The sequence below is a fragment of the Bariatricus sp. SGI.154 genome (assembly GCF_050313795.1).
Lineage (GTDB): Bacteria > Bacillota > Clostridia > Lachnospirales > Lachnospiraceae > CAMBRQ01.
The window spans coordinates 16,783-38,753 of sequence record NZ_JBNPMC010000033.1 but is presented as its reverse complement, the minus strand read 5'-3'; the positions used below and the strand labels follow the sequence as shown (position 1 = coordinate 38,753).

23 protein-coding genes are annotated in these 21,971 nt (G+C 43.5%); 6 read left to right on the top strand and 17 right to left on the bottom strand.

Features of this window, described 5'->3' with window-relative positions:
* Window positions 1-158: 158 nt before the first annotated feature.
* From ACQRBN_RS13505 to ACQRBN_RS13490, 4 genes are read right to left on the bottom strand one after another with little or no spacing between them, the layout of a single operon-like run.
* Window positions 159-1,091: a molybdopterin-binding protein gene (locus ACQRBN_RS13505; RefSeq protein WP_427739544.1), complete on the bottom strand. Its 933-nt coding sequence runs from the start codon at window positions 1,089-1,091 to the stop codon at window positions 159-161.
* Between the two features lie 2 nt (window positions 1,092-1,093).
* The gene (gene moaA, locus ACQRBN_RS13500) at window positions 1,094-2,071 is read right to left on the bottom strand and encodes a GTP 3',8-cyclase MoaA (protein ID WP_427739543.1); all 978 of its coding nucleotides are present in this window, start codon (window positions 2,069-2,071) and stop codon (window positions 1,094-1,096) included.
* Window positions 2,072-2,104: 33 nt separating this feature from the next.
* A complete protein-coding gene (locus tag ACQRBN_RS13495; RefSeq protein WP_427739542.1) occupies window positions 2,105-3,127 on the bottom strand; it encodes a molybdopterin-binding protein in 1,023 nt (340 codons plus the stop codon).
* A gap of 26 nt (window positions 3,128-3,153) precedes the next feature.
* Complete coding sequence (locus tag ACQRBN_RS13490; protein ID WP_427739541.1) at window positions 3,154-3,552, bottom strand: winged helix-turn-helix domain-containing protein; 399 nt, start codon at window positions 3,550-3,552, stop codon at window positions 3,154-3,156.
* A 180-nt stretch (window positions 3,553-3,732) separates the two neighbouring features.
* Between ACQRBN_RS13490 and ACQRBN_RS13485 the strand changes: the two genes are divergently transcribed.
* Window positions 3,733-4,191, top strand: coding sequence for a MarR family winged helix-turn-helix transcriptional regulator (locus tag ACQRBN_RS13485; RefSeq protein WP_427739540.1), 459 nt, complete (start codon window positions 3,733-3,735; stop codon window positions 4,189-4,191).
* A complete protein-coding gene (locus ACQRBN_RS13480) occupies window positions 4,188-5,516 on the top strand; it encodes an MATE family efflux transporter (protein ID WP_427739539.1) in 1,329 nt (442 codons plus the stop codon). The genes ACQRBN_RS13485 and ACQRBN_RS13480 overlap by 4 nt, the downstream gene beginning before the upstream one ends.
* A gap of 46 nt (window positions 5,517-5,562) precedes the next feature.
* Here ACQRBN_RS13480 and trxA read toward each other — a convergent pair whose 3' ends face one another.
* On the bottom strand, window positions 5,563-5,910 hold the full coding sequence (gene trxA / locus ACQRBN_RS13475; protein WP_427739538.1) for a thioredoxin: 348 nt from the start codon (window positions 5,908-5,910) through the stop codon (window positions 5,563-5,565).
* Between the two features lie 233 nt (window positions 5,911-6,143).
* Here trxA and ACQRBN_RS13470 point away from each other — a divergent pair, with 233 nt between their 5' ends.
* Window positions 6,144-6,635, top strand: coding sequence for an RNA polymerase sigma factor (locus ACQRBN_RS13470; protein ID WP_427739537.1), 492 nt, complete (start codon window positions 6,144-6,146; stop codon window positions 6,633-6,635).
* 34 nt (window positions 6,636-6,669) lie between these two features.
* Window positions 6,670-7,578 carry a zf-HC2 domain-containing protein gene (locus tag ACQRBN_RS13465; protein WP_427739536.1) on the top strand — a complete coding sequence of 303 codons (909 nt, stop codon included), beginning with the start codon at window positions 6,670-6,672 and terminating at the stop codon, window positions 7,576-7,578.
* Window positions 7,579-7,666: 88 nt separating this feature from the next.
* Here the strand turns inward: ACQRBN_RS13465 and ACQRBN_RS13460 are convergent, their stop codons facing one another.
* Together ACQRBN_RS13460 and ACQRBN_RS13455 are read right to left on the bottom strand one after the other, a co-directional pair.
* The gene (locus ACQRBN_RS13460; protein WP_427739535.1) at window positions 7,667-8,560 is read right to left on the bottom strand and encodes an aldose 1-epimerase family protein; all 894 of its coding nucleotides are present in this window, start codon (window positions 8,558-8,560) and stop codon (window positions 7,667-7,669) included.
* Window positions 8,561-8,632: 72 nt separating this feature from the next.
* Window positions 8,633-9,658, bottom strand: coding sequence for an NUDIX domain-containing protein (locus tag ACQRBN_RS13455; RefSeq protein ID WP_427739534.1), 1,026 nt, complete (start codon window positions 9,656-9,658; stop codon window positions 8,633-8,635).
* A gap of 196 nt (window positions 9,659-9,854) precedes the next feature.
* On the opposite strand from ACQRBN_RS13455, the gene ACQRBN_RS13450 reads away from it, so the two are divergent.
* Entirely contained in the window at window positions 9,855-10,748 is an 894-nt protein-coding gene (locus ACQRBN_RS13450) for an RluA family pseudouridine synthase (RefSeq protein WP_427739533.1), read from the top strand.
* On the opposite strand, the gene ACQRBN_RS13445 is transcribed toward ACQRBN_RS13450, so the two are convergent.
* A complete protein-coding gene (locus ACQRBN_RS13445; RefSeq protein WP_427739532.1) occupies window positions 10,699-12,042 on the bottom strand; it encodes an MATE family efflux transporter in 1,344 nt (447 codons plus the stop codon). The genes ACQRBN_RS13450 and ACQRBN_RS13445 overlap by 50 nt on opposite strands.
* 125 nt (window positions 12,043-12,167) lie before the next feature.
* Between ACQRBN_RS13445 and ACQRBN_RS13440 the strand changes: the two genes are divergently transcribed.
* On the top strand, window positions 12,168-13,055 hold the full coding sequence (locus tag ACQRBN_RS13440; RefSeq protein ID WP_427739531.1) for a LysR family transcriptional regulator: 888 nt from the start codon (window positions 12,168-12,170) through the stop codon (window positions 13,053-13,055).
* Here the strand turns inward: ACQRBN_RS13440 and ACQRBN_RS13435 are convergent.
* The 9 genes from ACQRBN_RS13435 to ACQRBN_RS13395 all read right to left on the bottom strand — a co-directional run bounded on the left by ACQRBN_RS13435 (window position 13,041) and on the right by ACQRBN_RS13395 (window position 21,948).
* The gene (locus ACQRBN_RS13435) at window positions 13,041-14,378 is read right to left on the bottom strand and encodes a saccharopine dehydrogenase family protein (RefSeq protein ID WP_427739530.1); all 1,338 of its coding nucleotides are present in this window, start codon (window positions 14,376-14,378) and stop codon (window positions 13,041-13,043) included. The two genes, ACQRBN_RS13440 and ACQRBN_RS13435, sit on opposite strands and share 15 nt — an antisense overlap.
* A gap of 380 nt (window positions 14,379-14,758) precedes the next feature.
* Window positions 14,759-16,846: a HelD family protein gene (locus tag ACQRBN_RS13430; RefSeq protein ID WP_427739529.1), complete on the bottom strand. Its 2,088-nt coding sequence runs from the start codon at window positions 16,844-16,846 to the stop codon at window positions 14,759-14,761.
* Window positions 16,847-16,904: 58 nt separating this feature from the next.
* Window positions 16,905-17,264, bottom strand: coding sequence for an aminoacyl-tRNA deacylase (locus ACQRBN_RS13425; protein ID WP_427739528.1), 360 nt, complete (start codon window positions 17,262-17,264; stop codon window positions 16,905-16,907).
* Window positions 17,265-17,323: 59 nt separating this feature from the next.
* Window positions 17,324-17,761 carry a hypothetical protein gene (locus tag ACQRBN_RS13420; protein ID WP_427739527.1) on the bottom strand — a complete coding sequence of 146 codons (438 nt, stop codon included), beginning with the start codon at window positions 17,759-17,761 and terminating at the stop codon, window positions 17,324-17,326.
* Window positions 17,718-18,419 carry a hypothetical protein gene (locus ACQRBN_RS13415; RefSeq protein WP_427739526.1) on the bottom strand — a complete coding sequence of 234 codons (702 nt, stop codon included), beginning with the start codon at window positions 18,417-18,419 and terminating at the stop codon, window positions 17,718-17,720. The genes ACQRBN_RS13420 and ACQRBN_RS13415 overlap by 44 nt, the downstream gene beginning before the upstream one ends.
* A 22-nt stretch (window positions 18,420-18,441) precedes the next feature.
* A complete protein-coding gene (locus tag ACQRBN_RS13410) occupies window positions 18,442-19,200 on the bottom strand; it encodes a DUF1638 domain-containing protein (protein WP_427739525.1) in 759 nt (252 codons plus the stop codon).
* A gap of 160 nt (window positions 19,201-19,360) precedes the next feature.
* Window positions 19,361-19,705, bottom strand: a complete 345-nt coding sequence (locus tag ACQRBN_RS13405) for a hypothetical protein (protein ID WP_427739524.1) — start codon at window positions 19,703-19,705, stop codon at window positions 19,361-19,363.
* Window positions 19,702-19,902 (bottom strand): hypothetical protein, encoded by a 201-nt coding sequence (locus tag ACQRBN_RS13400; RefSeq protein WP_427739523.1) that lies wholly within the window; start codon window positions 19,900-19,902, stop codon window positions 19,702-19,704. Before ACQRBN_RS13400 ends, ACQRBN_RS13405 begins: the two co-directional genes overlap by 4 nt.
* A 54-nt stretch (window positions 19,903-19,956) precedes the next feature.
* Entirely contained in the window at window positions 19,957-21,948 is a 1,992-nt protein-coding gene (locus ACQRBN_RS13395) for a hypothetical protein (protein WP_427739522.1), read from the bottom strand.
* Window positions 21,949-21,971: the final 23 nt, after the last annotated feature.

Genomic DNA, 21,971 nt, shown 5'->3' with positions numbered 1-21,971 from the left:
CCTTTGTACAATAATATTGGGAATGTCCAAAAAGCGATTGATTTTTGAAAAACATTCGCTTTTATAAAAAACGAATCCACCTATCTTTCTTATTTATTACAGTTCTAGTCATCAAACTCTCATTCTAAGACACATGGATTCTGTTTTTCCACTTTTTCTTACTTTCCGCCACAATCCGCGGTATCTCCCAGAAGAATCTGGATTCCGTGTTCCAGATGAGGCAGGATATATTCCAGGCTTTCTTTCACTGCTTTCTTGCTGCCCGGCAGATTCACGATCACTGTCTTATTCCGAATAACGGATGCGCCTCTTCCTAACATGGCTCTTCCCGTAATGGATAAGGAATACATACGGATTGCATCTGCAATTCCCGGTGCATTTCTCGTGGCAACCGCAAGTGTAGCCTCTGGCGTACGGTCACGCTCGGAGAATCCGGTTCCTCCCGTAGTCAGAATCAGACTGACTTGTCTTCCATCCGCAAGGCGAATCAGTTCCTGCTCAATTTTCTTCTGATCATCCGGCAGCATCAGCCTCTCAACCACACGGTATCCGGCTTCTTCCACCATCTCGCAGATCAGCGGACCGCTGGTATCCTCCCGTTCTCCTTTGACCCCTTTATCGCTTAAAGTCACAACCGCCACCGTATAACGTGTATCGGCTTTCTCTATGATCTTCATCTCATCTCCCACGGATATTGTTCCTCCTTGGATTACCTGAGCAAATACTCCCTGGGTTGGCATAATGCATTCGCCCATCTTATGATAGATCTGACAATGTGTATGGCACTCCTTGCCAATCTGTGTCATCTCCAGAATCACGTCATTGCACTGGAAAGTTGTTCCCACCGGAAGATTCCGAAAATCAAACCCCTCTACTACCAAATTCTCGCCAAACGCTCCCGGCTTTACATCCGCTCCCCTTCGGTTAAATTCTTCAATTCTCTCTGCTGACAGCAGACTTACCTGCCTGTGCCAATTTCCACCGTGAGCATCCGTACTGATTCCAAATCCTTCCTTGAATTCTGCAGATTCTACATTTACTTTCTGAATTCCTCTTCTGTCACTGGTACAGACTGCTTTTACAATTCCCATATCTATCCTCCAATTCCTGCCATCTTACGCTTTTCCTGTATCTCCTTTTTTGTCTGATCTCCGAATGAGTGACACCTTGGTTTCGCGTAGATCGCATCTTTTAGTATTTTCTCTAATTCCCAGTCATCAATGCCATTTCTCATCTCCTGCTTAAGATTGATATGACTTTCGTAATTCAGACAAGGCTTAAGGATCCCATCTGCGGTCAATCTCACACGATTACAGCCTTCGCAGAATTCATGGCTGATTGCACTAATGAAGCCAATCTTCCCTTGGAATCCCGGTATCTGATAGTACTTTGCCGGACCATTTCCAAGCATTTCTTCTATCGGAAGCATCGTGCCATATCGAGATTCCAGGCCCTTCCTGATCTCATCCTGATAGATTCCTGCCTTCTCCACTCCCATGCCAATGGGCATCATCTCGATAAAGCGGACTGCCACCGGATCATGCTTCGCTAATGCCGCAATATCTGCAAGTTCATCCTCATTGAACCCACGCATCGGAACACAATTTATCTTTGTCGGTATGCCAGTTGCTACTGCCTGCTTAAGACCGGCTTGTACTTTGTCATAATCATCCCGACGCGTGATATAACGGAATCGTTCCCGGTTCAGCGTATCCAGGCTGATATTAATTCCTGTTACTCCTGCCTGTACAAGTTCTGTCAGATACTGTTCAAGTAGTGCACCATTGGTGGTGATGGTTACCGACTCAATTCCCGGCATTCTGCTAATCTCTCCTATGAGTCCGCAGACTCCTCTTCGTACAAGCGGTTCTCCTCCCGTAATCTTCACTTTTTTTATCCCAAGACCTGCTGCAAGTCTTACGAGCCTGAGAATCTCTTCATAGGTCATAATCTCCGTATGGCAGATAGACTCCACCCCTTCCTCAGGCATGCAATACCGACACCGGAAGTTACAGCGGTCTGTTACCGATATTCTGATATAGTCAATGGTTCTTTGATACTGGTCTTTCATTCTATCATTCCCTCCGCCAGAACATAACCTCTCTTATTTTCCAAATCCGCAGTTCGGGAATGTACAGACCGGACAGGACAGGCATAGACCTCCTTCGCCAAGGATATCCATATCCTTCTTCTCTAACACTTCCCCCGCCATAATTCTCGGCAGCACCAGGTCAAAAACCGTCCGCTTCGCATACATCACACATCCCGGAAGTCCCATCACCGGAATCTTCTGCTCTCCATAATATGCCAGAAGAAACATTGCTCCCGGCAATACTGGCGCACCATAGGTTACGATATCCGCCCCCGTATTGCGGATGGCAAGTGGTGTCCTGTCATCCGGGTCAACGCTCATTCCTCCGGTACAGATGAGCATATCTGCTCCCGCATCCAAAAGCCTCTGTATACATGCAGTAATTCGCTCATGGTTATCATCACTAATCTCGTGCCCTACAATCTCCACATCGTATTCGGACAGTTTTTCCAAGATGACCGGAGTGAAAGTATCCTGGATTCTCCCATGGAACACTTCATTTCCAGTTGTTACAATCCCTGCCCTTTTCTTCTGATATGGCATAATCTCGAAGATCGGAGTATCTCCTCCCGCTTCCTTCGCACGTTCCATCTTCTCCTTCTCAATCACCAGCGGAATGATCCTGGTTCCGGCGATCTTATCCCCTGCTTTCACCGGGAAATTCCCGTGTCTGCTGGCAATCATCATCTCACCAAGTGAATTGATCCGATTCAGCTTCTCTCTATCTATCTTCAGCAGACCGTCACATTCTGCAATCAGTTCGATCTTTCCTTCTTTGATCTCTGACGGACGCATATGTTCATTCTTACAGATATCGTAGAGAATCTGTGCCGCATCATTTTCATGCAGCATATTCTCATTGTTCTCCCAGATATAGATATGTTCCTTGCCAACGCTTAACAGAACCGGAATATCTTCTTCACGAATAATATGTCCCTTACGAAAAACCGCATCTTTCGTCACACCTTTAATAATCTGGGTAATGTCATGACATAGGATCTGTCCCACTGCATCTTCTGTCCGCATTAATTTCATCTTGTTTTACCTCCTCGATTATTTTTTCAAAACAAATCGCTTTTCAAAAAAATATCTTGATATATCTCATCTGCTGCTTTTTCTACTTGCTTTTCATACACTTCAAATAATTCAAGCAGTTTCTTTCCTCTTTGCGTTACATGCGCCGCGCCGCCATTCTTGCCCCCTGGCCGCCGTTCTACAATCTGATAACCTAACTCGTCCTCCGCCGAATGAATAATCTTCCAACCTTTGCTGTAAGACATGCCCATCTTCGCACATGCCTCTCTCACAGATCCAATGCTGTCAATCTGCTTAAGCAAAGCCGCCGTTCCCGGTCCAAAGAATGGTCTGGTCTTCCTCAGCCACACCTTCACCTGCGCATGCTCTCCTGCATCCCTTTGTTTTGCAGGTTTCTGATAATCTGCTGAAATCTCTGCCTCCATAATCACACCTCCATCGGTTGATACCATTATTATTGATAATACCATATTTTTCTCTTATTTTCTATGCAATTTTAAATCATTTTATCTTCCTCTTGACATATATCCGAAATCGGACTATAATCGGCATTGCAAAGTCCGAAATCAGACCAATGTATTATTTTCAAAGAAGGAGACTTAATCATGAAATTTGAACAAACCAATGAATTAAAAGAATTCAATCAATTATATAAGGAACTTGATGAAATGTATCACATAATAGCACTGAATGCCGGCTTATCCGACAGTGCTTTCCTGATTCTATATACCATCATGGAAAATGGCGGCGGTTGTCTGCAAAAAGATATTGCTGCCATGTATTCTATCAGTAAGCAGACGATTAACTCATCAATCAAGAACCTGGAAAAACAAGGTTATCTGGAATCAAAACCCGGCAAAGGGCATGACAAGCATCTCTTCCTGACTGCTGCCGGACAGGCTTTTGCCGATGAAAGGATCATTCCGGTCATGCAATTGGAAAATGATATCTTTCAGGAGATGCCACCAGAAGAAATCTCCGAATTTCTGCGGTTAACACGAAAATATATCGCAATATACCGCAATAAATTCAATCATTTATTAATCGGAAGGAATGAATCATGAAAATACAATTATCTGACCATTTCACATATAAACGGCTGATCCGTTTCGTAACTTCATCAATCCTTATGATGATATGTACATCTTTATATAGTATTGTAGATGGATTCTTTGTATCGAACTTCGTAGGAAAGACTCCGTTTGCTGCCGTCAACCTGATCATGCCGGTTATGATGGGCGGCGGAGCCATAGGCTTTATGATCGGCACAGGAGGCAGCGCAGTTGTAGCGATTACCCTTGGAACAGGAAACCGCGAGCGGGCGAACCAGTATTTTTCCATGCTTGTATACACCTCACTCTTTCTTGGTCTCCTATTGTCAGCACTCGGTTTCATATTCATCCGTCCTATCTCAGCTGCGCTGGGTGCTTCCGGAGAGTTGCTTAGGTACTGTATCATATATGGAAGGATACTCTTCATTGGAGAGACTGCATTCATCCTGCAGAATATTTTTCAGAGTTTCTTTGTTACTGCCGAAAAGCCCGATCTGAGTCTAAGGCTCTCTATCCTCTCCGGGCTAACCAATATGATATTAGACTTTCTTTTTATTGTAGTCTTTCATTGGGGGATTGCTGGGGCTGCCGTTGCTACTGCTATGGGACAGGTTGTCGGAGGCATCATACCTCTCCTGTATTTTTCCAGGAAAAACAGCAGTCTGCTTCAACTTACAAAGACTCGCTTCTATGGGAAAATACTGTTAAAGACTTGCACGAATGGTTCTTCAGAACTGGTAACGAATCTTTCCTCTTCTATTGTGAATATTCTATACAACTATCAGTTTATGAAGTTGGTTGGGGAAAATGGAGTTGCCGCCTATGGAATCGTTATGTATGTCAATTTCATCTTTATGGCAATCTTTTTTGGTTACTCTATCGGAAGCGCGCCGCTTACCAGTTACCATTATGGTGCAGGCAACCATGACGAATTGAAGAACCTGTTTGGCAAAAGCATCCGCATTCTGGTTGTTTCCAGCCTCATCCTGACTTTAATGGCAGAAGTTCTTACTGTGCCTTTGGTACGTATCTTCGCAAGTTACGATGCTGAATTATTCGATATGACCTGTCATGGTTTCCGCCTGTATGCTCTTGCGTTCCTTTTCATGGGAATCAATGTGTGGGGTTCGTCATTCTTTACCTCTCTTGGAAATGGAGCCGTATCCGCTGTGATTTCTTTCTTGAGAACGCTTGTATTCCAATTGGCGGTCGTCCTCATCCTGCCTCATTTTCTTGGGATTGACGGAATCTGGATGTCTATTGTTGTCGCTGAACTACTGGCACTTGTGATTACAATATTATTCTTTATCACCAGGCGGAAGCAATATCACTACTAAAAATAGGGCTGTCATATGACAGCCCCAGTTCTTCTCTGTTCTATTTTTACTTTCCGATCATTGCCAAAAGTTCTTCCTTGGACTTCGCTCCTACATCTCTCTTCACAGCCTGTCCATCCTTGAACAGTATGAACATTGGAATCGACATTACAAAGTATTCTCTTGCCAGTTCTGCATTCTCATCCACATCTACTTTGCAGATCTTCACATCTGTTACTTCCTCTGCAATCTCCTCAACAATCGGTCCTACCATCTGACAAGGTCCACACCAGGTTGCCCAAAAGTCAACCAATACCGGAACCTTAGACTCTAATACCTCTTCTTTAAAATTATCTTTCGTCACATGTATTACTGCCATAATATTATTCCTCTCTTTCATATTCGCATGGCTCATAGCCTATATAGACATTATAACCGATTTTTTCAAAATGTCTGTAACTTTATCATTTTTTTAGAATTGGGGACGGGGGAAATTGCAAATTCAATGCCCCGTCCCCAATTCGATTTGCCGTGTCCCTTTTTCAATTTGCCCTGTCCCTTTTTGGATTCCTTTGCTAAAATTAATCATATTTGTTGTAACGAATTCTTATGTCATGCGTCTAATGGACAAGCAAGGGAGGTGACGGAATGAAAAATGATTTTGAAGAATTGTACAATCGTTTCTTTAAGGACGTGTATCTATTCGTTCTTGCAATGAGCAAAGACCCGCATATTGCGGAAGAGATTACGCAGGAAACTTTCTTCAAAGCGCTAAAAGAAATCAAGCATTTCCGCGGAAATTGTTCCGTCAAATCCTGGCTGTGCCAGATTGCCAAGAATCTCTATATCTCTTATACCCGTAAGAAAAAACCTGTTCCTCGCGATACTTTAGAACAGATTCCAGATCATTCAGATATGGAAGACCTAATCATCCGGAAAGATGAAGCATTATCCATCTATAAGGTGCTTCATTGCCTGGATGAGCCTTATAAGGAGGTATTCGTCCTACGGGTGCTTGGGGATTTAAATTTTAAAGAGATCGGAGAGATATTTAGCAAACAAGAGACCTGGGCAAGAGTCACTTATCACCGGGCAAAAATAAAAATCCGGGAACATATTCTGGAGGCACCAGAACACTGACACATACCATTACATTTACGAGGAGGTTATAGATATGGGAAAAATACCTTGTGATATTATCAGGGACTTACTGCCACTGTATGAAGATCATATATGCAGCGAAAGAAGCAAGCATGAGATTGAAGAACATCTAATCGAATGCGAAAACTGCCAGCAATATTATGATTCTATACATGAAAAATTACCACCAGTAACACTTTTAGACGATAGCAATGGCATTACCGGCTCTAAGACTCAAGAAACAGACAGTTCTTTTAACGAAGATATTGAATTCATAAAAAAAATTTACCGAAAACTAAATCGTCGGCAACTGATTACACTCATTACGTGTGGCATTATAATCTTGATCATACTCACACTGTCAATCGCAAATGATGACCCTGGCATTAATGAATCCCTTAGAAAAATTCCAGCATTTGATTGGCGAATTGATACAGAAAAAATTAAAATTACAGAACTCTATCAGTTAGAGAATGGAAATATCTATGTTACATTAGAAAGCAAGCAGCCCTTTGCTATCGCATCCTGGGGATTCGAACCACCTTCCGAAAATATATCGCCCTCCTCATCCTATAATAATGGTTTGGCAATCCTGTCGTTACGGCGAGCATATTGGTCAGAATTATTCGACTCTGCTGTTCCGATGTCCAAGAGTTCCTTCGTTCTGCCACTAAAAGAAGCGGTAACAATTGACGATGACAGCAAACTGATCATCCATGAAAGTTCTTCCATCTATTTCGAAGGAAAATGCGACAAGAGGCTGCTTATCTGGAAGAGCGGACAAGAACTAGATCCCGCCCCGAATACGATTGAAGAAAAGGTGCGTAATGAATGCAAGCCAGCAATTGATACCGATATCGATTACTCTACTACCCCCAACTGTTCACAAGAAGATTCGGAAGAAGCGCATATATTCATCTTTGATGATAGAATGTATCAATAAAACATAATCAAACAAGTTCTCCAATTACCACTTATACATTATTTAGATTCATCTGTGGCAATTGGAGAACTTGCATTGTTCAAAATTTTTATTTTACCTTAATTCTATATACCGCCTCGAATTCCGCTCCTGGCTTAAGTATATTCCCCCATTCCCGGTCTTTCAGTTCTCCATCGAATGCCTCACTGTCACATCGTCCATACCAAGGTTCGATACACACGAACGGCACATGTTTCTTCGGTGGCGACCAGATTCCTACTAACGGTGCATCGAATTCCACTGCCAGATATTCCTTCTTATCTCCATCCAGAAGCGCAACTCTCTGTACCTGATGATTCTCAATCACGAGCGCGTCTCCGTCAAACAGATCTTCTGCGATTGGCAGAATCCCCTCTGTAAGCACATACTCTTTCTTCTGGGTCGTTACCAGACCGCCTTGTCCGAATACCGTGTTGCAGAACTTCTCTAACACATTCCCCTCACCATCCTGGAAACGCAAATAGCAGTCGGACTGTTTTTCTCCTTCTTTAAGCGGACAGAAGAACGCCGGATGTGCTCCAATCGAAAAATACATCTCCTTATCATCCGTGTTTTTTACTCTCCACATGACAGACACGCCATCTTCCACAAGGGTATAGCCGATCTCCAAACGAAAACGAAATGGATAAGCCTTATATGTTTCTTCATCAGAACTCAATCCAAACCACACCGTGTCCTCGCTCTGACTAATCAGCGTAAAATCCTTATCCCTTGCGAATCCATGTTGATTCATCGGATATTCCTTTCCTTCATGACGGTATACTTTATCTTTTACACTTCCTACGAACGGGAAAAGTACCGGAGAGGAACGTCCCCAGAACTTTGGATCTGCGTTCCATAAGTATTCCACGTCACTATCCTTTCTTTTGATAGAACGCAATTCCGCTCCATGATAGTTTACCCGAATTTCCAGATTTTCATTTGTTAATGTAATTTCCTGCATCCTTTTGCTCCTTCCTCTTATAATGCCACATTTACATAATGTATAATTCCCGCAAACTTGCTGTCTTCCATATTACATTGGATGTTCTTTCAGATATTCTCCCACCATTCGGAATTCATCTTCATAGATGCAATTGGGCAATGTACCATCCTGTACTTTCTGCCTGCATTCTTCATAATCCATCCAAATAACTTCTTCCACTTCCGATTCCTGCAATGTCAATTCCTCTATCTCAACAGGCTTCGTATACACATATACCGAACTCAGTTCATTGTCCCGGAATACTTTCCCATAAAATACATCTTCAAACGCACCATGATGAATGCCAATATATTGCAGATCTTCTTTCGCCGCATGGATTCCCAGTTCTTCCTCCATCTCCCGGACTGCCGATTCCAGACACCCGGCTCCTGCCACCACATGTCCTGCCGAAGAGATATCATAGCATCCGGGGTTGGAATCTTTACATGCACTCCGTTTCTGAAGGAGCACATCATAACCACTCCTCTGATTCTTTCTTACCACCCACATATGCACCGTTGCATGAAGGCTTCCTTCCCGGTGGGCAACACCCCTTTCCCGCACGATTCCAGTCTTACTGCCATCCATATTCAGAATATCAAACAGTTCCATCGGCTCGCCATCTAAGGCTGCAGATACCAGTTTGTCATGCCCGTCATAGACTAATTTTAATGAGAAGAAATCTTCTCTTTCATCCATCAACCGGAAGAAAATCTTGTCTCCTTCCCAGATATTCAGATTCCATACCTCCTCAATATCTACCCATTCCAGTTCCCCTTCATCACAGGGAATCGGCTCGCCTTCAAAAGCATCGGCAGTGAACAAAGACATATATTCTGTCACACCATTTCCTGATACAAAAGTTACGATTCCCCGGTATCTATAAGATGTCAGTATATAGCCTGTCTCCTCTCGTACCTCACGAAGCAGACACTCTTCCGGACTTTCATCCGCCTCAAAATGACCGCCTACACCGATCCATTTATCCTTATTGACGTCATTCTTCTTCACAGTCCTGTGAAGCATCTGGTATTTCCCATCTCTCTCTATGTAGCACAGAGTACTTAATCGTGCCATCTTTCCTCTCCTTCTTTCTTCTTACCATCTAGTACAGTGAATCATATTCACATCAAATCGCCCTTATACACAGGCAGCCATATAGCAAGTTCTTTCTGAATAGAAATCACATAATATCTTGCGCTTCTGCGGAATTCATTCTATGATAAGCGTAAGCCTACTATTACTATCTTACCTAATCTGAAGGAGAATTGCAATGAATCGTACCATTGATTATATCATAGATGATGCCAGCGATGGCTTAAGAATAGAACAATACTTAAGACGCCGTGGCTATTCCGGTCAGAATCTGGCAGAGATCAAGCGAATGCCCAGAAGCGTCTTGGTAAATGGAGAGCACTATTATATGCGCCAACAGTTGAAAACCGGCGATCATCTGTCCATCCATATCTGCGAGACAAAATGCTCTGAAAAAATTCCGCCTGTACAGTTGCCGTTAACTATCGTGTACGAGGATGAAGACATTATCGTAATCAATAAAGCCGCTGGAATGCCTATCCATCCTTCCCTGAATAATTATACCAACTCCATGGCAAATGCTCTGGCATGGTATTATCAGGAGCAGGGCAAACCATTCATCTTCCGCTGCTGCAACCGCCTGGACCGGGACACTTCCGGCCTTACCGTGGTTGCCAAGCATCTGATAAGCGGCAATATCCTGTCTGACATGGTACGCCGCCGGGCAATCCACCGGGAGTATCTTGCAATCGTACGCGGACATGTCACCCCTGAATCCGGCACCATCGATGCACCTCTGGCACGCAAGCCCGGAACGATCATTGAACGGACGGTCGACTGGGAACATGGAGAGACAGCCATTACTCACTATCAGATCGTGGACGAAAAAAACGGGCACAGCCTTGTCTCATTACGCCTTGAGACAGGACGCACCCATCAGATTCGGATTCATATGAAGCATCTTGGTTATCCATTAATTGGAGACTATCTTTATAACCCGGACATGGAATATATGACACGGCAGGCGCTGCATTCCCATAAACTTGCATTTACACATCCAATCACCGGGAAAGCAATGGAATTCACTGCCCCACTGCCTGAGGATATGCAGCATGTATTCTCCAATATGTAATTGCCAGGTAACTTACGACTCCGATCCATCCGATTCCAGTAGCCACCGCAATCGCCGCTAGTCCCAGTTTTCCGACCAGAAGGTAAGATAGTACCACCCGCGTACTGATATTGATCGTCGTTCCAATCACCGGATTGTGAACCCGTCCGGTTCCCCGGAAATATCCCACGAACGAATTCCCGATAAAGTTCAGTACATAGAATACCGCCACGATTCTTAAATATGCAGTCCCATACTCCATCGTAAGGGAATCCTTCTGTGACAGAAAGATATCCATTCCCCACGGTGCCAGCGCGAACATCAACACAGACAGAGCAATCCCGAAGCCTGCAAGCAACTTCAATCCATGCGCTCTGCCATCCGCTACTCTCTTCTCATCTCTTGCCCCATAATTCTGAGAAATGAAGATCGACACCGCCACTGCTCCACTGTCCCCGAAGGAATTCGCGAATCCCTCCAGCCTTGTCGCCGCAGTGTATGCTGCAATCCCCGCAGTCCCTAATGTGTTAACCGCTCCCTGAACCAGAATCTTCCCGATATACAGATTCGACTCCTGAAGTGCAGAAGCACACCCAAACCGCACAGTCTTCTTCACCAATTCTCGGTGAATTCCTATATCCTGTCTGGAACACATCCATTCCCGATAATATTTCCTCAGATATCCATAACAGCAGGCTGCTGCAACAGACTGTGCCAGCACCGTCGCATATGCCGCCCCCTGTATCCCCATCCGGAAGATTACAACGAAACAATAATCCAATAAGCCATTCAGAAGCACTGCAAGGAATAATACTCCAAGAGCCGCTTTCGTATCTCCTATGGAACGCAGTATTCCTGCAAAGAGATTATACAGATAGGTAAATATCATCCCCACGATAATAATCGATAGATAGGAGACCATCGCCCCCTCCAGATGCTTCGGTGTCTGGATCAACCTAATAAATGGTTTCAGCACCGTAAAGCACACCAGGCATACCCCTGCCGTCAGAATACTCCCCAGACTAAGAGACACGAATACCTGCTGACGGAATTTTCTCTGATCCCCTTCTCCATACAACATCCCAAAAATCACCGAGATTCCCATGCAGAAGCCGTCTAATACAAAAATAAACAGATTCATGATCGTCCCCGCAATCCCTGCTGCGGCAAATGCATCTACTCCCAGAAACCGCCCAATAATCATGGCATCTACCGTATGATAGAATTGCTGAAGAACATTTCCCATAAGCAGAGGAATTGCCAGACCTATCAACTGCTTTTTTATATTCCCTTTTAATAAAGATTGTTTATCCATCCTGTCATATCTCTCCTATCCACTGCTACACTTCACTTATTATAACTATAGTTTCCGAAAAGATATTTGACAAATGCTTATTTAATTCATAATATATAAATAATACTTTATATTAGGAGGCATCTATGACTCGCTTAGAAATCGAAGCATTCCTTATGACAATCCAATGCGGCAGTATCTCTGCCGCTTCCGAAAAACTCTACGTAACTCAGCCGGCCTTAAGCCGCAGGCTTCGTGCGCTGGAAGAAGAATTAGGATACCCTCTGCTCATACGCAATAAAGGCATCCGCAGCATTACATTGACTGAAGAAGGACAAGCCTTTGTCGCCGTTGCTGAAAAACTAAAACATATCTATCGGGAGGCAGAAGCCATCTCCAACCTAAAGCAGAACCCTATACTGAATCTGGCTTCCATCGGAAGTGTCAGTACCTATGTGCTTCCGAATGTACTGCGTCAGATAATCTCAGATGAGACACAATATAACCTCTGTTTTCATCAGTATCATTCGTTTGAATCTTATGGCTATGTAGAGAGCGGGCTGGTAGATATCGCGCTGATCTCCGATGACATGTATTCTAAGAATGTCAGCACTATACCTGCATTTCAAGAGCCCTTCGTGCTGGTCGGAGGTTCTTCCTGGGATCATGTCTCCCGTATCCATCCATCAGAATTAGATCCAAGGCAAGAGATACGGCTCCCCTGGAATCCCGAATTCGACAACTGGCACGAGAAATGGTTCGATGTGACCATCTACCCCAAGGTTCAATTAGATCAGATGTCTCTTCTGGAAGAATTCCTGACCGGAGATCATTATGCCATCGTTCCGCTTCTGGTTGCCCGCAAACTTAAGGGTGGGAATTTAAACATCTGTGAATTAGATTCCGGTCCGGAAGACGAGATTATATATTATCTCACATGCGGAACTAAAAAGAAGGAAATGATAGAACATTTCCTTCATCTACTGCACAAAGAACTGATTCAGACCGATGGTGTAAAATCATTCCTGGCATAATCCAGTTCCTGTTTCTTTGATATGATATTGATATCCGCTTTCATCCATTAACTCCATGTATGGAAGCGGATCAAAATATTCTGGCGAGAATACGCCTGCCTCTCTCCAGACTCCTTTCCCGATCAATTCAATAGCAAGCGCCGCACCGAACCCCGTCTGCGCCACAACCGCCTGAGATCCCCAGGTCTTCATAGACTCCTGATTATCGAATGCCTGATAGATAAAATATTCTTTCTCTCTGCCATCCTTTTTGCCGATGCACTGGACGCCGACCAGCATCTCCCCCTGCATCTCTGTACCAATGTCTTTCGGCTGCGGAGCACATACCGCCACCACATCTCTTGGCACCACTTCCACATCTCCAATCTTCACCGGACGGATGCTTCTTAACCCCAAATGGTCGATAACCTTCAATGCTGTGATCAGATTATCGTCAAGACTGATCTTGAACGTTGCCCGCTTTAAGCCATACTGGCTCAGATATCTTGGCATGGTTACAACCTCTTCATGCTCTACCTTCACCAGGGTATTCTTCCCGACTCCGTCTGGCATCTCGAAGGTCTCAAGCCCGGCAAACGGCTTATCCACAAGAAATCCGCCCCTCGCCTCATCATATTCCACATTCGGATTCATGACTTCATCTAATACCGTCCATACATTGAAGCCGAACATGATGTCATCCGGGTCAGCGCCAGGTACCACAAGATTCCCGCCATCCTTGACATGAACCTCCGTAATCTCATCCAGAAGCTTTGTCGCAGCATATTTGGCAAACACATTCACGACACCTGGGTCAATCCCCAGACAGATTAGAGCCATGTTGCCACGCTTCTTCCATGCCTCATGCCTGTCAAAATTATATTTTGTCATGGGTTCTGTATAACTATTCTCGATTCCCAGACCATATGCAGGTTCTTCCATCGGTACAGACCATGTTCCCATATTTCCGTAATCAATTCCCGTCTCATATGCTGCATCGAAGATATAATTACTAGCAAATGGCGGTGCGGCATCCATGAGGAAATCAATCTTATGTGCCAGGATCAACTCCTTCATCTCCTCTTTATCGGTTGCATTGACCTTAGAAGCCGTGAATCTACGGTTACCTATACCTTCACCACTCTGCTGATTGTCCTCGCTCAATCCACCCACGCCCCTGCAGTTTCCTGTCTCATTCAACGCATTCGCTATTTCCTGCGCCCGCTTATCGTCATAATCACATACCAGCACATACTCAAGCCACTCGCCCTTCGGATCTCGCCACTCCAGCACCTTTAAGATGCTCTCTCCTACTGCTCCTGCTCCAACTAACATCATTCTCATTGTCTCTTCCTCCACTTATGATTCATTCCATCTTGCCGAATATATGGCTCTTTTTCTCGAATCAGACAATGAAAAAAAGAGCATAGATGTCACTTACAACATCTATTGCTCTCTGTCCTTTTGCCAGTTGGTTCTAGCCTCGTAGGCGATGCATACCGCATTCTCTCCAAAGTTCCGTCAGACTACCTTCCTTTTGCCTGTCAGTTTCCGCCGGAGTAAGATGTGATACCTCCGGGTTTGCTTCTTCGGCCCCTATGCGGTGTCTAGAGTAGTCGTTGACCGGATATATTCTTTTTCTAATTACACATAAAACTTATAAAATAATTTTACCGAACAACCTGTTTCAAAGTCAAGCGAAAATTTCCATATGATTCAGTGTTCTATGAGAAATTGATTACATAAAGTTCATGCAGCGCACGGGTCGCACTGAGATACCGAAACTGTTTAAAGAATGGATTCTTTTTGTCGCCTCCGACTACGAATACCTGATCAAATTCCAGCCCTTTTGCCATATAAAAGGTCGTAACCGTAATTCCCTTACGGAAATTCGAACTGTCCCGATCAATATAAGAGACATCCTCCCGGCACGTTTTTAATCTCTCATAGATATCCCGAGCCTCTTGCTCCGTCATGGCAAGAATCGCTGCGGTCTCATACCCGCCTGCTTTATCACTCTCCCCTGATGCACCTACCTGTACCCGGCGAAGAATATAATCCAGTGCCTCCTCCGTGGATACCACCCTGGTCTCCTCTACCTCTTTGCCATGCCGCTCAATATACTCTATTCCCGATACTCCATTCATCTTCTCAGCGTATCTGGCAATCTCAATGGTATTCCTGTAACTTTTATTCATCTCAATCCGACGCACATATTTTTCTTTTCCAAATATCTTCGGCAGAAATGTAAGCACATCCTGCATTTTCTCATCTACCGTCTGTGCCCGATCGCCAAGTATGGTCATGTTGCAGGAAAACATCCGGTTCAGAATCACATACTGTAGATACGAGTAATCCTGCATCTCATCAATCACCAAGTGGCGTATATTCTTATGGGATGACACAGCATTCAAGCGGTATTTCAGATACAAGATCGGATATACATCTTCATAATCAAGCACACGTTTTTCACGTGGCATATCAGGAAGCCGCGACCATTCATATTCTTCTAGCAGCCAGTTATAGATATCGTACAGATCCGTTGTAACGTACATACTGAGGAACTGCTCCCGAACATACTCCATCTCCTCTTCCGGGATGCTTCGGTCGCATAGCGTCTCATACTCATCTACAAAGTATTCCATCACTGCGTCCATCCGAGACATGAGCGGGATACTCTGGAATTTGAAATAGAACATTTTCAATATGTCTTCCGCTTTTTTCTCCATTCCTTTGTATTTGATATCATGGAAATCTACCAGGCGGTCTTCTAGTTCTATCAGGAATCCTTCCACAGCCTGAACATATTCCTCTGACTGTTTCCATCGATAACGCTCTTTCCGATTCTCCTGAGACTCCACTCCGTCATCCAACTGCTTCTTATTCGGCATATCTGCCATCTGTTTCTCTATATGATGCCACCGATCCTCGCAGTCTGAAGCCACATCCTGTAATTCTCTATACGCAAAGAGGTCGAAACTCATCTCCTGTATATTTTCCTCACCCAACTCCGGCAATATATGAGAAATATAATCCGAAAATACACTGTTAGGCGACAGGATCAGAATATTCGAAGACTTCAGATGTCCCCTGTCATGATACAGAAGATATGCAATCCTGTGCAGCGCAACCGAAGTCTTCCCACTTCCTGCCGCTCCCTGGATTGCCAGAATCTTATCCTTCGTATTCCGGATTATTGCATTCTGCTCCTTTTGAATCGTACATACGATATTCTTAAGCTTTACATCGCTATTCGCTCCTAATTCTTGCTTCAGGATGTCATCATCTATCTTCATATCGCTCTCGAACTCGTAGATCATCCGACCGCCGCGGATCTTATACTGCCATTTGGACAGAATCTCACCTTCCATCAATCCCCCCGGGGCTTCGTAAGATGCCGCTCCCTTATCATAATCATAGAAAAGACCGCTGACCGGAGCCCTCCAGTCATAGATCAGCGGCACATGTCCTCTCTCCTTGGCAAAATTCCCGATCCCGATATAGAAGACTTCTGGCTCATCCTCGCCCTCATATATGAAATCTACGCTTCCAAAGAACGGAGAATCCAGCATCTTCTTCATCCTATGCCGTTTCTTTAAGTTCTCCTGATTCGCATTCACTTGCGTAAGAAGTGCCTGCTGATTGTCAAAATTCTCATATCCATACTGGTCCATCTCCGTGTAGTTCTCCCAGTAATACTCGTTCATACCAGCAATGTCTTTTTGCACTTCTTCGATCGTCTCTCCAAGTTCCCGAATCCTCTGCTTTAACTTCCCGGTTACAAAAACTAAAAATTCTGTTCCTCTGCTCATATTCTCTCTGCCTTTCTAAAATTCGTAATGATATAAGCATTAAATTCCCAATCTCCTCCTATTGCCATCCTTCGCAGATATCAACCCACTCTTTCGCCCGCTTATTCGCCAAAGCAAGCGGAGACACCGCTCCTGACACGTAACCTGTGTAATCCAGAAGGTCTTCAGCATCCAGAACAACTTTCTTTACTCTGAATTTCTTCTCATATTTTGCAAAATCTATCCTTGCATCTCCTGACAGCACGATAACATTCACTCCGATAGGTGCCGCAAATACCAGCGTCTTGGCAATCCGCTCCATTGGAACACCTAATAGTTCCATCGCATCTTCCGTACTGTCAAAATCTCGTTCACAGTCTCTGATTTCATATTCAAAGTCCTGCTTTTTTAATAAGTTGACTACTTGCTTCGCTGCCATAATGCTCCTCCTCTATGATTCCCTTATTTCCTTCTACTATGTAAAACCCAAAAACATATTTAGAACAATTTCAACTGTCCATTTTCCATAGCCCCTGCTTCGATCACGCCAATCCGTATAAATATCGGATACATATAACTTGCACCAAAAGTCCCCAGTTTCTTTGGTCCTATTACTACCCTTCCCAATTCCAGAGCCTTGTGAAATGCCATGATAATACTTGCTTTCGTAATAGACTTATCCTTTCGGGATACAAACATCTCATTCCCCTTAAGGTAATAGAAAAATTCCAGATTTTTTGCAGTGTAAAATGGATATCCCTGAAAGAGAATTAACGTATTCCAAAGCAAGGTGTCTAATCTATCTTTGTCGGTCTCTTCTCCATCGAGCGCCTCCCTCAGATCTCCGACTGCCTGCTGCTGTCTTCTTAATAATTGCTCCTCATCCAAGTCATTAACAAAACGGTAATTCATCATCTTCGAATAACAGTTCATCATCTTCATATTCCATAAAATACTCTTCTAATTGTCTGTCATATTCTTCCAGAAGGGCATCTATCCTTTTCTGCTCCTTCTTATTTCCAACCGCCTGATAATAGCGGGAGGCAGCAATAAACAGAATATCGTTCTCTTCCGTACATTCCGTATCTTCATCCATATACTTATGGATCAGTTTCTCTGCTTCCTCCATCTTCTTATCACTAATACAAGCATATATACCCGCAGTTACCGCCATTATATTATCCGGCTCTTTTTCTATCCATCCTCTACAATAAGCAACGGCTTCACCATGGCGGTTCAATGCATTTAGCGAAGATACCTTCATGAACTGGATATCGGAAGAACAAATCTTCTTCCATCTGAACAATTCCAACAACTCTTCACAAGACCTAAGCAAAGCCTCATGATCATTCCACATATCCAGTTCGTCCAAATAGTCTTCCAGCCACCCTTGCACATCATACTCATAATCTGTCACTTCATCCAATTCATACAACTCCGGGGCAAATTCTGCGTTATTGCTGCGCTCATCTGCAATAATCTCTTTTAACAGACTAAATGCCTGTTCCCAACAAGTCTTATCCCGACTAATTCCTGCCATATTCTCATAACATTTTCCGGTCAGATCGCGAAACTTTTTCCATTTTCTGTTCATAATAATATCTTCCTTTCTCTTTCTACTGTACATTAGCCACTTCCATCAAAATCTCTTCATCGTAACTAGGTTCTGCATGATATCCGGGTCGCACAATCAAGAATCGGTCTTCCGACCATTCTCCATCCACCAACTGCTTCAACAGAGAGTTATTTCCCGGTATCTTCTCATATGTCCAGTTCTTCTCTTTGGCAAGCAGACATGCCTGCTCCTCATATTCCGGGAACGAGAAGTCTTCCCAACTTATATATGCTGCGCTCTGATAGTTCTTCGTAAACTCTGCCTCAATCTTCACAGCCTTCTGTGCCTTTTTCTCATTCCCATGATATCTGGTCAGATACATCTGATATCTGCGCCTTAACCGATCCTCTTCATCCAGTGTATATAGTTCTGTAAATCCGGGAGAATAGTAGAATGTACCTGGATTCTTCTTATAGTATTCCAGATACTTCTCCTTATCTCCCATAAGAAGAGTCACACAATCATGCGCTTTGGGTATTACAAGCGGATATCTGCTGCTTGTAAGCCCTACAACTACATTCGAGCAAAGTCCATATCCCAGAAGAATGGCATCAAAATCATGCTCGCGCGTATCATTCGAATAATGATGGCGATTCTCGTCTATCAAGGTAATCTCCTGCTGAAGAATCTCACGAAGCCGCTCCGGGGTATCATGCAATCTTTGCCGAATCATAGTTACATCAATAACATTCTTACAGGAATATATTACGCTGGCAATCTCTCTTTCTAAGATCTTGCATCCTAGTAATTTATAGTACATCTTTTCTTCCTTTTTTTGATGATATTTGTCTACTATTATACACCAATGCGCATAACTGCACAATAAAAGGTGAAAGAACTAGGAAATCCTGACGGACACCATATACACGATATCTGCCAGGATTTTACTTTTTCACATTACTACTTATCTCACCCCAATACTACTTTTTCAGATAATCCCGAATCGTCGGCACTGCTCCAATTCCGGTAAAAATATACAGCATCACCAAATCCTTATAATATGTTCCCGTCTCAATTATCCCTTCGCTTACAAGTGACGGAACCGCCAATAATGCAGAGACAATATCCACTTCCGCTACCTCTGCCACGGCAAGCCCATAACTGAACATATTACTCAGGTATACCATAATAATCATGATAACAGCACTGATTACCAGCCCTTTCATACTAATCCCCTTAGCTAAGAGGCTATAGCCCTTTAATGTGCAGATTCCCATGATAACCCCGCAAATAGATGCTATGTACCCGAATTGTCCCAAAATCACATACACACCGCTCCTATCAGGCTTCCTGCCAGGGCTCCCAGAATTCCTACTCCTACTCTTTCTTTCAGAACTATTGAGGCACTTGAAGAATCCTGTGCATAATCGTAATTCATATTCCCTTCAATGTTCTCAGTCTTTTCCTGCTCTTTTATCTGCTCATTCATCTTGCATTCATTCATATTCATCTGTTCGTTCATAATTGTTCTCCTTATCAACTCATTCTTATCTCATGCTCCAATCAATAACTACACCTAGAATAACTGTTTCTCCATATACCAATAATCCATTTCCTGAACATAGACGACGTATACACTATCTTCTCCACGGTACTCAGAATACTTATCACTTTCAAATATTTTCTTCCTGCAGTTACCTTCCTCGTCAACAAACTCCATCGGCTCGTTAAACTTCATATCTTCTATGTGCACATACTGAACCTTTCCTTTAGCCGCTTCCCGATATCTGGGAAGTTCCCTGCGTAATATGCGAGGGAACAGCACGACCCCGGCAATTCCTGGAATACAGATAGCCAAAAATAGTACTATTCTATATTTTCCCATGACAAATGAACACAATATAATCGCCCAAACCGGCGTAAAAGCAGATAGCGCTATCATAATAATCCATGACCTTTGAAGTTTCTTTCTTTTGCTCTCCATGTACTGCTGCGCCTGATTTTTCGTCATATCCATCATATGATGTATCATTCTTATCTCTCCTCTTTTTTGCTCCTCTTCACCTTTTATCTCATGCTCCTCTTTACTCATTTGCTCCTCAACATGAATTCGATTCTTTTCAGAAGATAGCCTTGCCTTAATTCTATCTTTCCTTTCTTTCTTTGTCATGACTGGCACATTCAGGCCTAACAGCCGGTTCATATCCTTAGCCCCTTCGGTAAATACCTGGTGTATCGAGGGAAGATATACTGCTACTGCCAATTCCCCCTCCTTCACCTTCGCATCATCATCCGGTTTCATCTTCCAGATCTCTTTATGACCGTCCGCACAGATGAATTCCAGCCATCCATAGATTTCGGCTTCTACAACGCAATATTCGCATGGCTCCCCAGATGAAATGGCTTCTTTGATTCCCCTATGCTTTCGATAAGCGGCCTGATATCCTACAGCAAATACAATTAAAAATACAAATCCCCCAATTCCAATCGCCAGCCACCTTCTGATATCTTCATAGAGAACCGCAATAATAAAGGCTGCCAGCACATCCAGCAGTTCAACGACTACCACGGCTTCCATGCTGCTTCGCATTCTCTTTCGGAATTTGTAGCTGCAGTATCGTTCTGATGCCATGTATCCCATCTGCTGGAATTGATACTGCGGATTATTTTCTGCTTCACCTTTCTCTTCACTGGCAATATCTTGGCTTTCCAATTCTATCTGCACTTTCAATTCCTCCGTCTCCTTTAAGGTAGCATTTTCATTCTTATCCCGTTCATTTTTACGCTTCCACATTGCATCCCATTCTTCCCGATGGTCATCAATGTTCGCAGCCCATGCAAGCCCTGCCTCTGCGATTAGGTTAAAGACGGCCGCAATCACCATGCATCTTCCAAGCCACAGACTCTCATGTGGATATTTCAAACTGACCAACGGCAAGATTCCATAAGCGACTGCTGTCAATAACGCAAAAATATACCATTGTGTTCCTCTTCTTTTTTTGCCGTGAATTACATATTCACGCGTTGCTATTCCCATCAATAGCAGCATATGGATTAATATTATAAATATAACGATTATTCGTTCTCCCGGACGTTTCCGATATCCCTTCTTATAATAATCAGTTGTCTGTCCCTCAATTTTAGCCAGCGCATTTGCGTCAAAAAGAGCTCCTGTAAATGAATGTATCTCCACTTCCATTCCTCTATGAATCGGATATGCTACCGGAACCTTGATAAATTCTTTCGTTGATCCATCTTCGGGATCCTGCAATACTATTGTATATTGGTCAACATCCGAATGTTTTCTGGTTATATCTGTTAAAACAAAATCTTTTATCACCCCTGCTTCTTTTGTATATACCCGATTAAGCACTAATGGAATCTCACTGATTTCAATCATAAAAATCACCGTCATAATACCAAACAATAGCAAACATCCTCCCACCCTTTGGAAATCATTCTTTTTACGAAACCATACATCTTTGAACCCATCTGCCCCACCACATAGAATAGTAACCAAAATCCACCCTATTAAACCCAAATAAACTCCGGCTCTATAATCAAACATTTGTCTGTACCCCCTATGAAGAA

Bases quoted from the DNA above. Each gene is read 5' to 3' on its own strand.
- ACQRBN_RS13460 (WP_427739535.1), bottom strand. From the start codon at position 8,560: ATGCAGGAAATTACATTAACAAATGAAAATCTGGAAATTCGGGTAAAC.
- ACQRBN_RS13480 (WP_427739539.1), top strand. From the start codon at position 4,188: ATGAAAATACAATTATCTGACCATTTCACATATAAACGGCTGATCCGT.
- ACQRBN_RS13440 (WP_427739531.1), top strand. From the start codon at position 12,168: ATGACTCGCTTAGAAATCGAAGCATTCCTTATGACAATCCAATGCGGC.
- ACQRBN_RS13490 (WP_427739541.1), bottom strand. From the start codon at position 3,552: ATGGAGGCAGAGATTTCAGCAGATTATCAGAAACCTGCAAAACAAAGG.
- ACQRBN_RS13395 (WP_427739522.1), bottom strand. From the start codon at position 21,948: ATGTTTGATTATAGAGCCGGAGTTTATTTGGGTTTAATAGGGTGGATT.
- trxA (WP_427739538.1), bottom strand. From the start codon at position 5,910: ATGAGCCATGCGAATATGAAAGAGAGGAATAATATTATGGCAGTAATA.
- ACQRBN_RS13450 (WP_427739533.1), top strand. From the start codon at position 9,855: ATGAATCGTACCATTGATTATATCATAGATGATGCCAGCGATGGCTTA.
- ACQRBN_RS13415 (WP_427739526.1), bottom strand. From the start codon at position 18,419: ATGAACAGAAAATGGAAAAAGTTTCGCGATCTGACCGGAAAATGTTAT.
- ACQRBN_RS13430 (WP_427739529.1), bottom strand. From the start codon at position 16,846: ATGAGCAGAGGAACAGAATTTTTAGTTTTTGTAACCGGGAAGTTAAAG.
- ACQRBN_RS13400 (WP_427739523.1), bottom strand. From the start codon at position 19,902: ATGAACGAACAGATGAATATGAATGAATGCAAGATGAATGAGCAGATA.
- ACQRBN_RS13465 (WP_427739536.1), top strand. From the start codon at position 6,670: ATGGGAAAAATACCTTGTGATATTATCAGGGACTTACTGCCACTGTAT.
- ACQRBN_RS13445 (WP_427739532.1), bottom strand. From the start codon at position 12,042: ATGGATAAACAATCTTTATTAAAAGGGAATATAAAAAAGCAGTTGATA.
- moaA (WP_427739543.1), bottom strand. From the start codon at position 2,071: ATGAAAGACCAGTATCAAAGAACCATTGACTATATCAGAATATCGGTA.
- ACQRBN_RS13435 (WP_427739530.1), bottom strand. From the start codon at position 14,378: ATGAGAATGATGTTAGTTGGAGCAGGAGCAGTAGGAGAGAGCATCTTA.
- ACQRBN_RS13425 (WP_427739528.1), bottom strand. From the start codon at position 17,264: ATGGCAGCGAAGCAAGTAGTCAACTTATTAAAAAAGCAGGACTTTGAA.
- ACQRBN_RS13495 (WP_427739542.1), bottom strand. From the start codon at position 3,127: ATGAAATTAATGCGGACAGAAGATGCAGTGGGACAGATCCTATGTCAT.
- ACQRBN_RS13505 (WP_427739544.1), bottom strand. From the start codon at position 1,091: ATGGGAATTGTAAAAGCAGTCTGTACCAGTGACAGAAGAGGAATTCAG.
- ACQRBN_RS13410 (WP_427739525.1), bottom strand. From the start codon at position 19,200: ATGTACTATAAATTACTAGGATGCAAGATCTTAGAAAGAGAGATTGCC.
- ACQRBN_RS13470 (WP_427739537.1), top strand. From the start codon at position 6,144: ATGAAAAATGATTTTGAAGAATTGTACAATCGTTTCTTTAAGGACGTG.
- ACQRBN_RS13485 (WP_427739540.1), top strand. From the start codon at position 3,733: ATGAAATTTGAACAAACCAATGAATTAAAAGAATTCAATCAATTATAT.
- ACQRBN_RS13455 (WP_427739534.1), bottom strand. From the start codon at position 9,658: ATGGCACGATTAAGTACTCTGTGCTACATAGAGAGAGATGGGAAATAC.
- ACQRBN_RS13420 (WP_427739527.1), bottom strand. From the start codon at position 17,761: ATGATGAACTGTTATTCGAAGATGATGAATTACCGTTTTGTTAATGAC.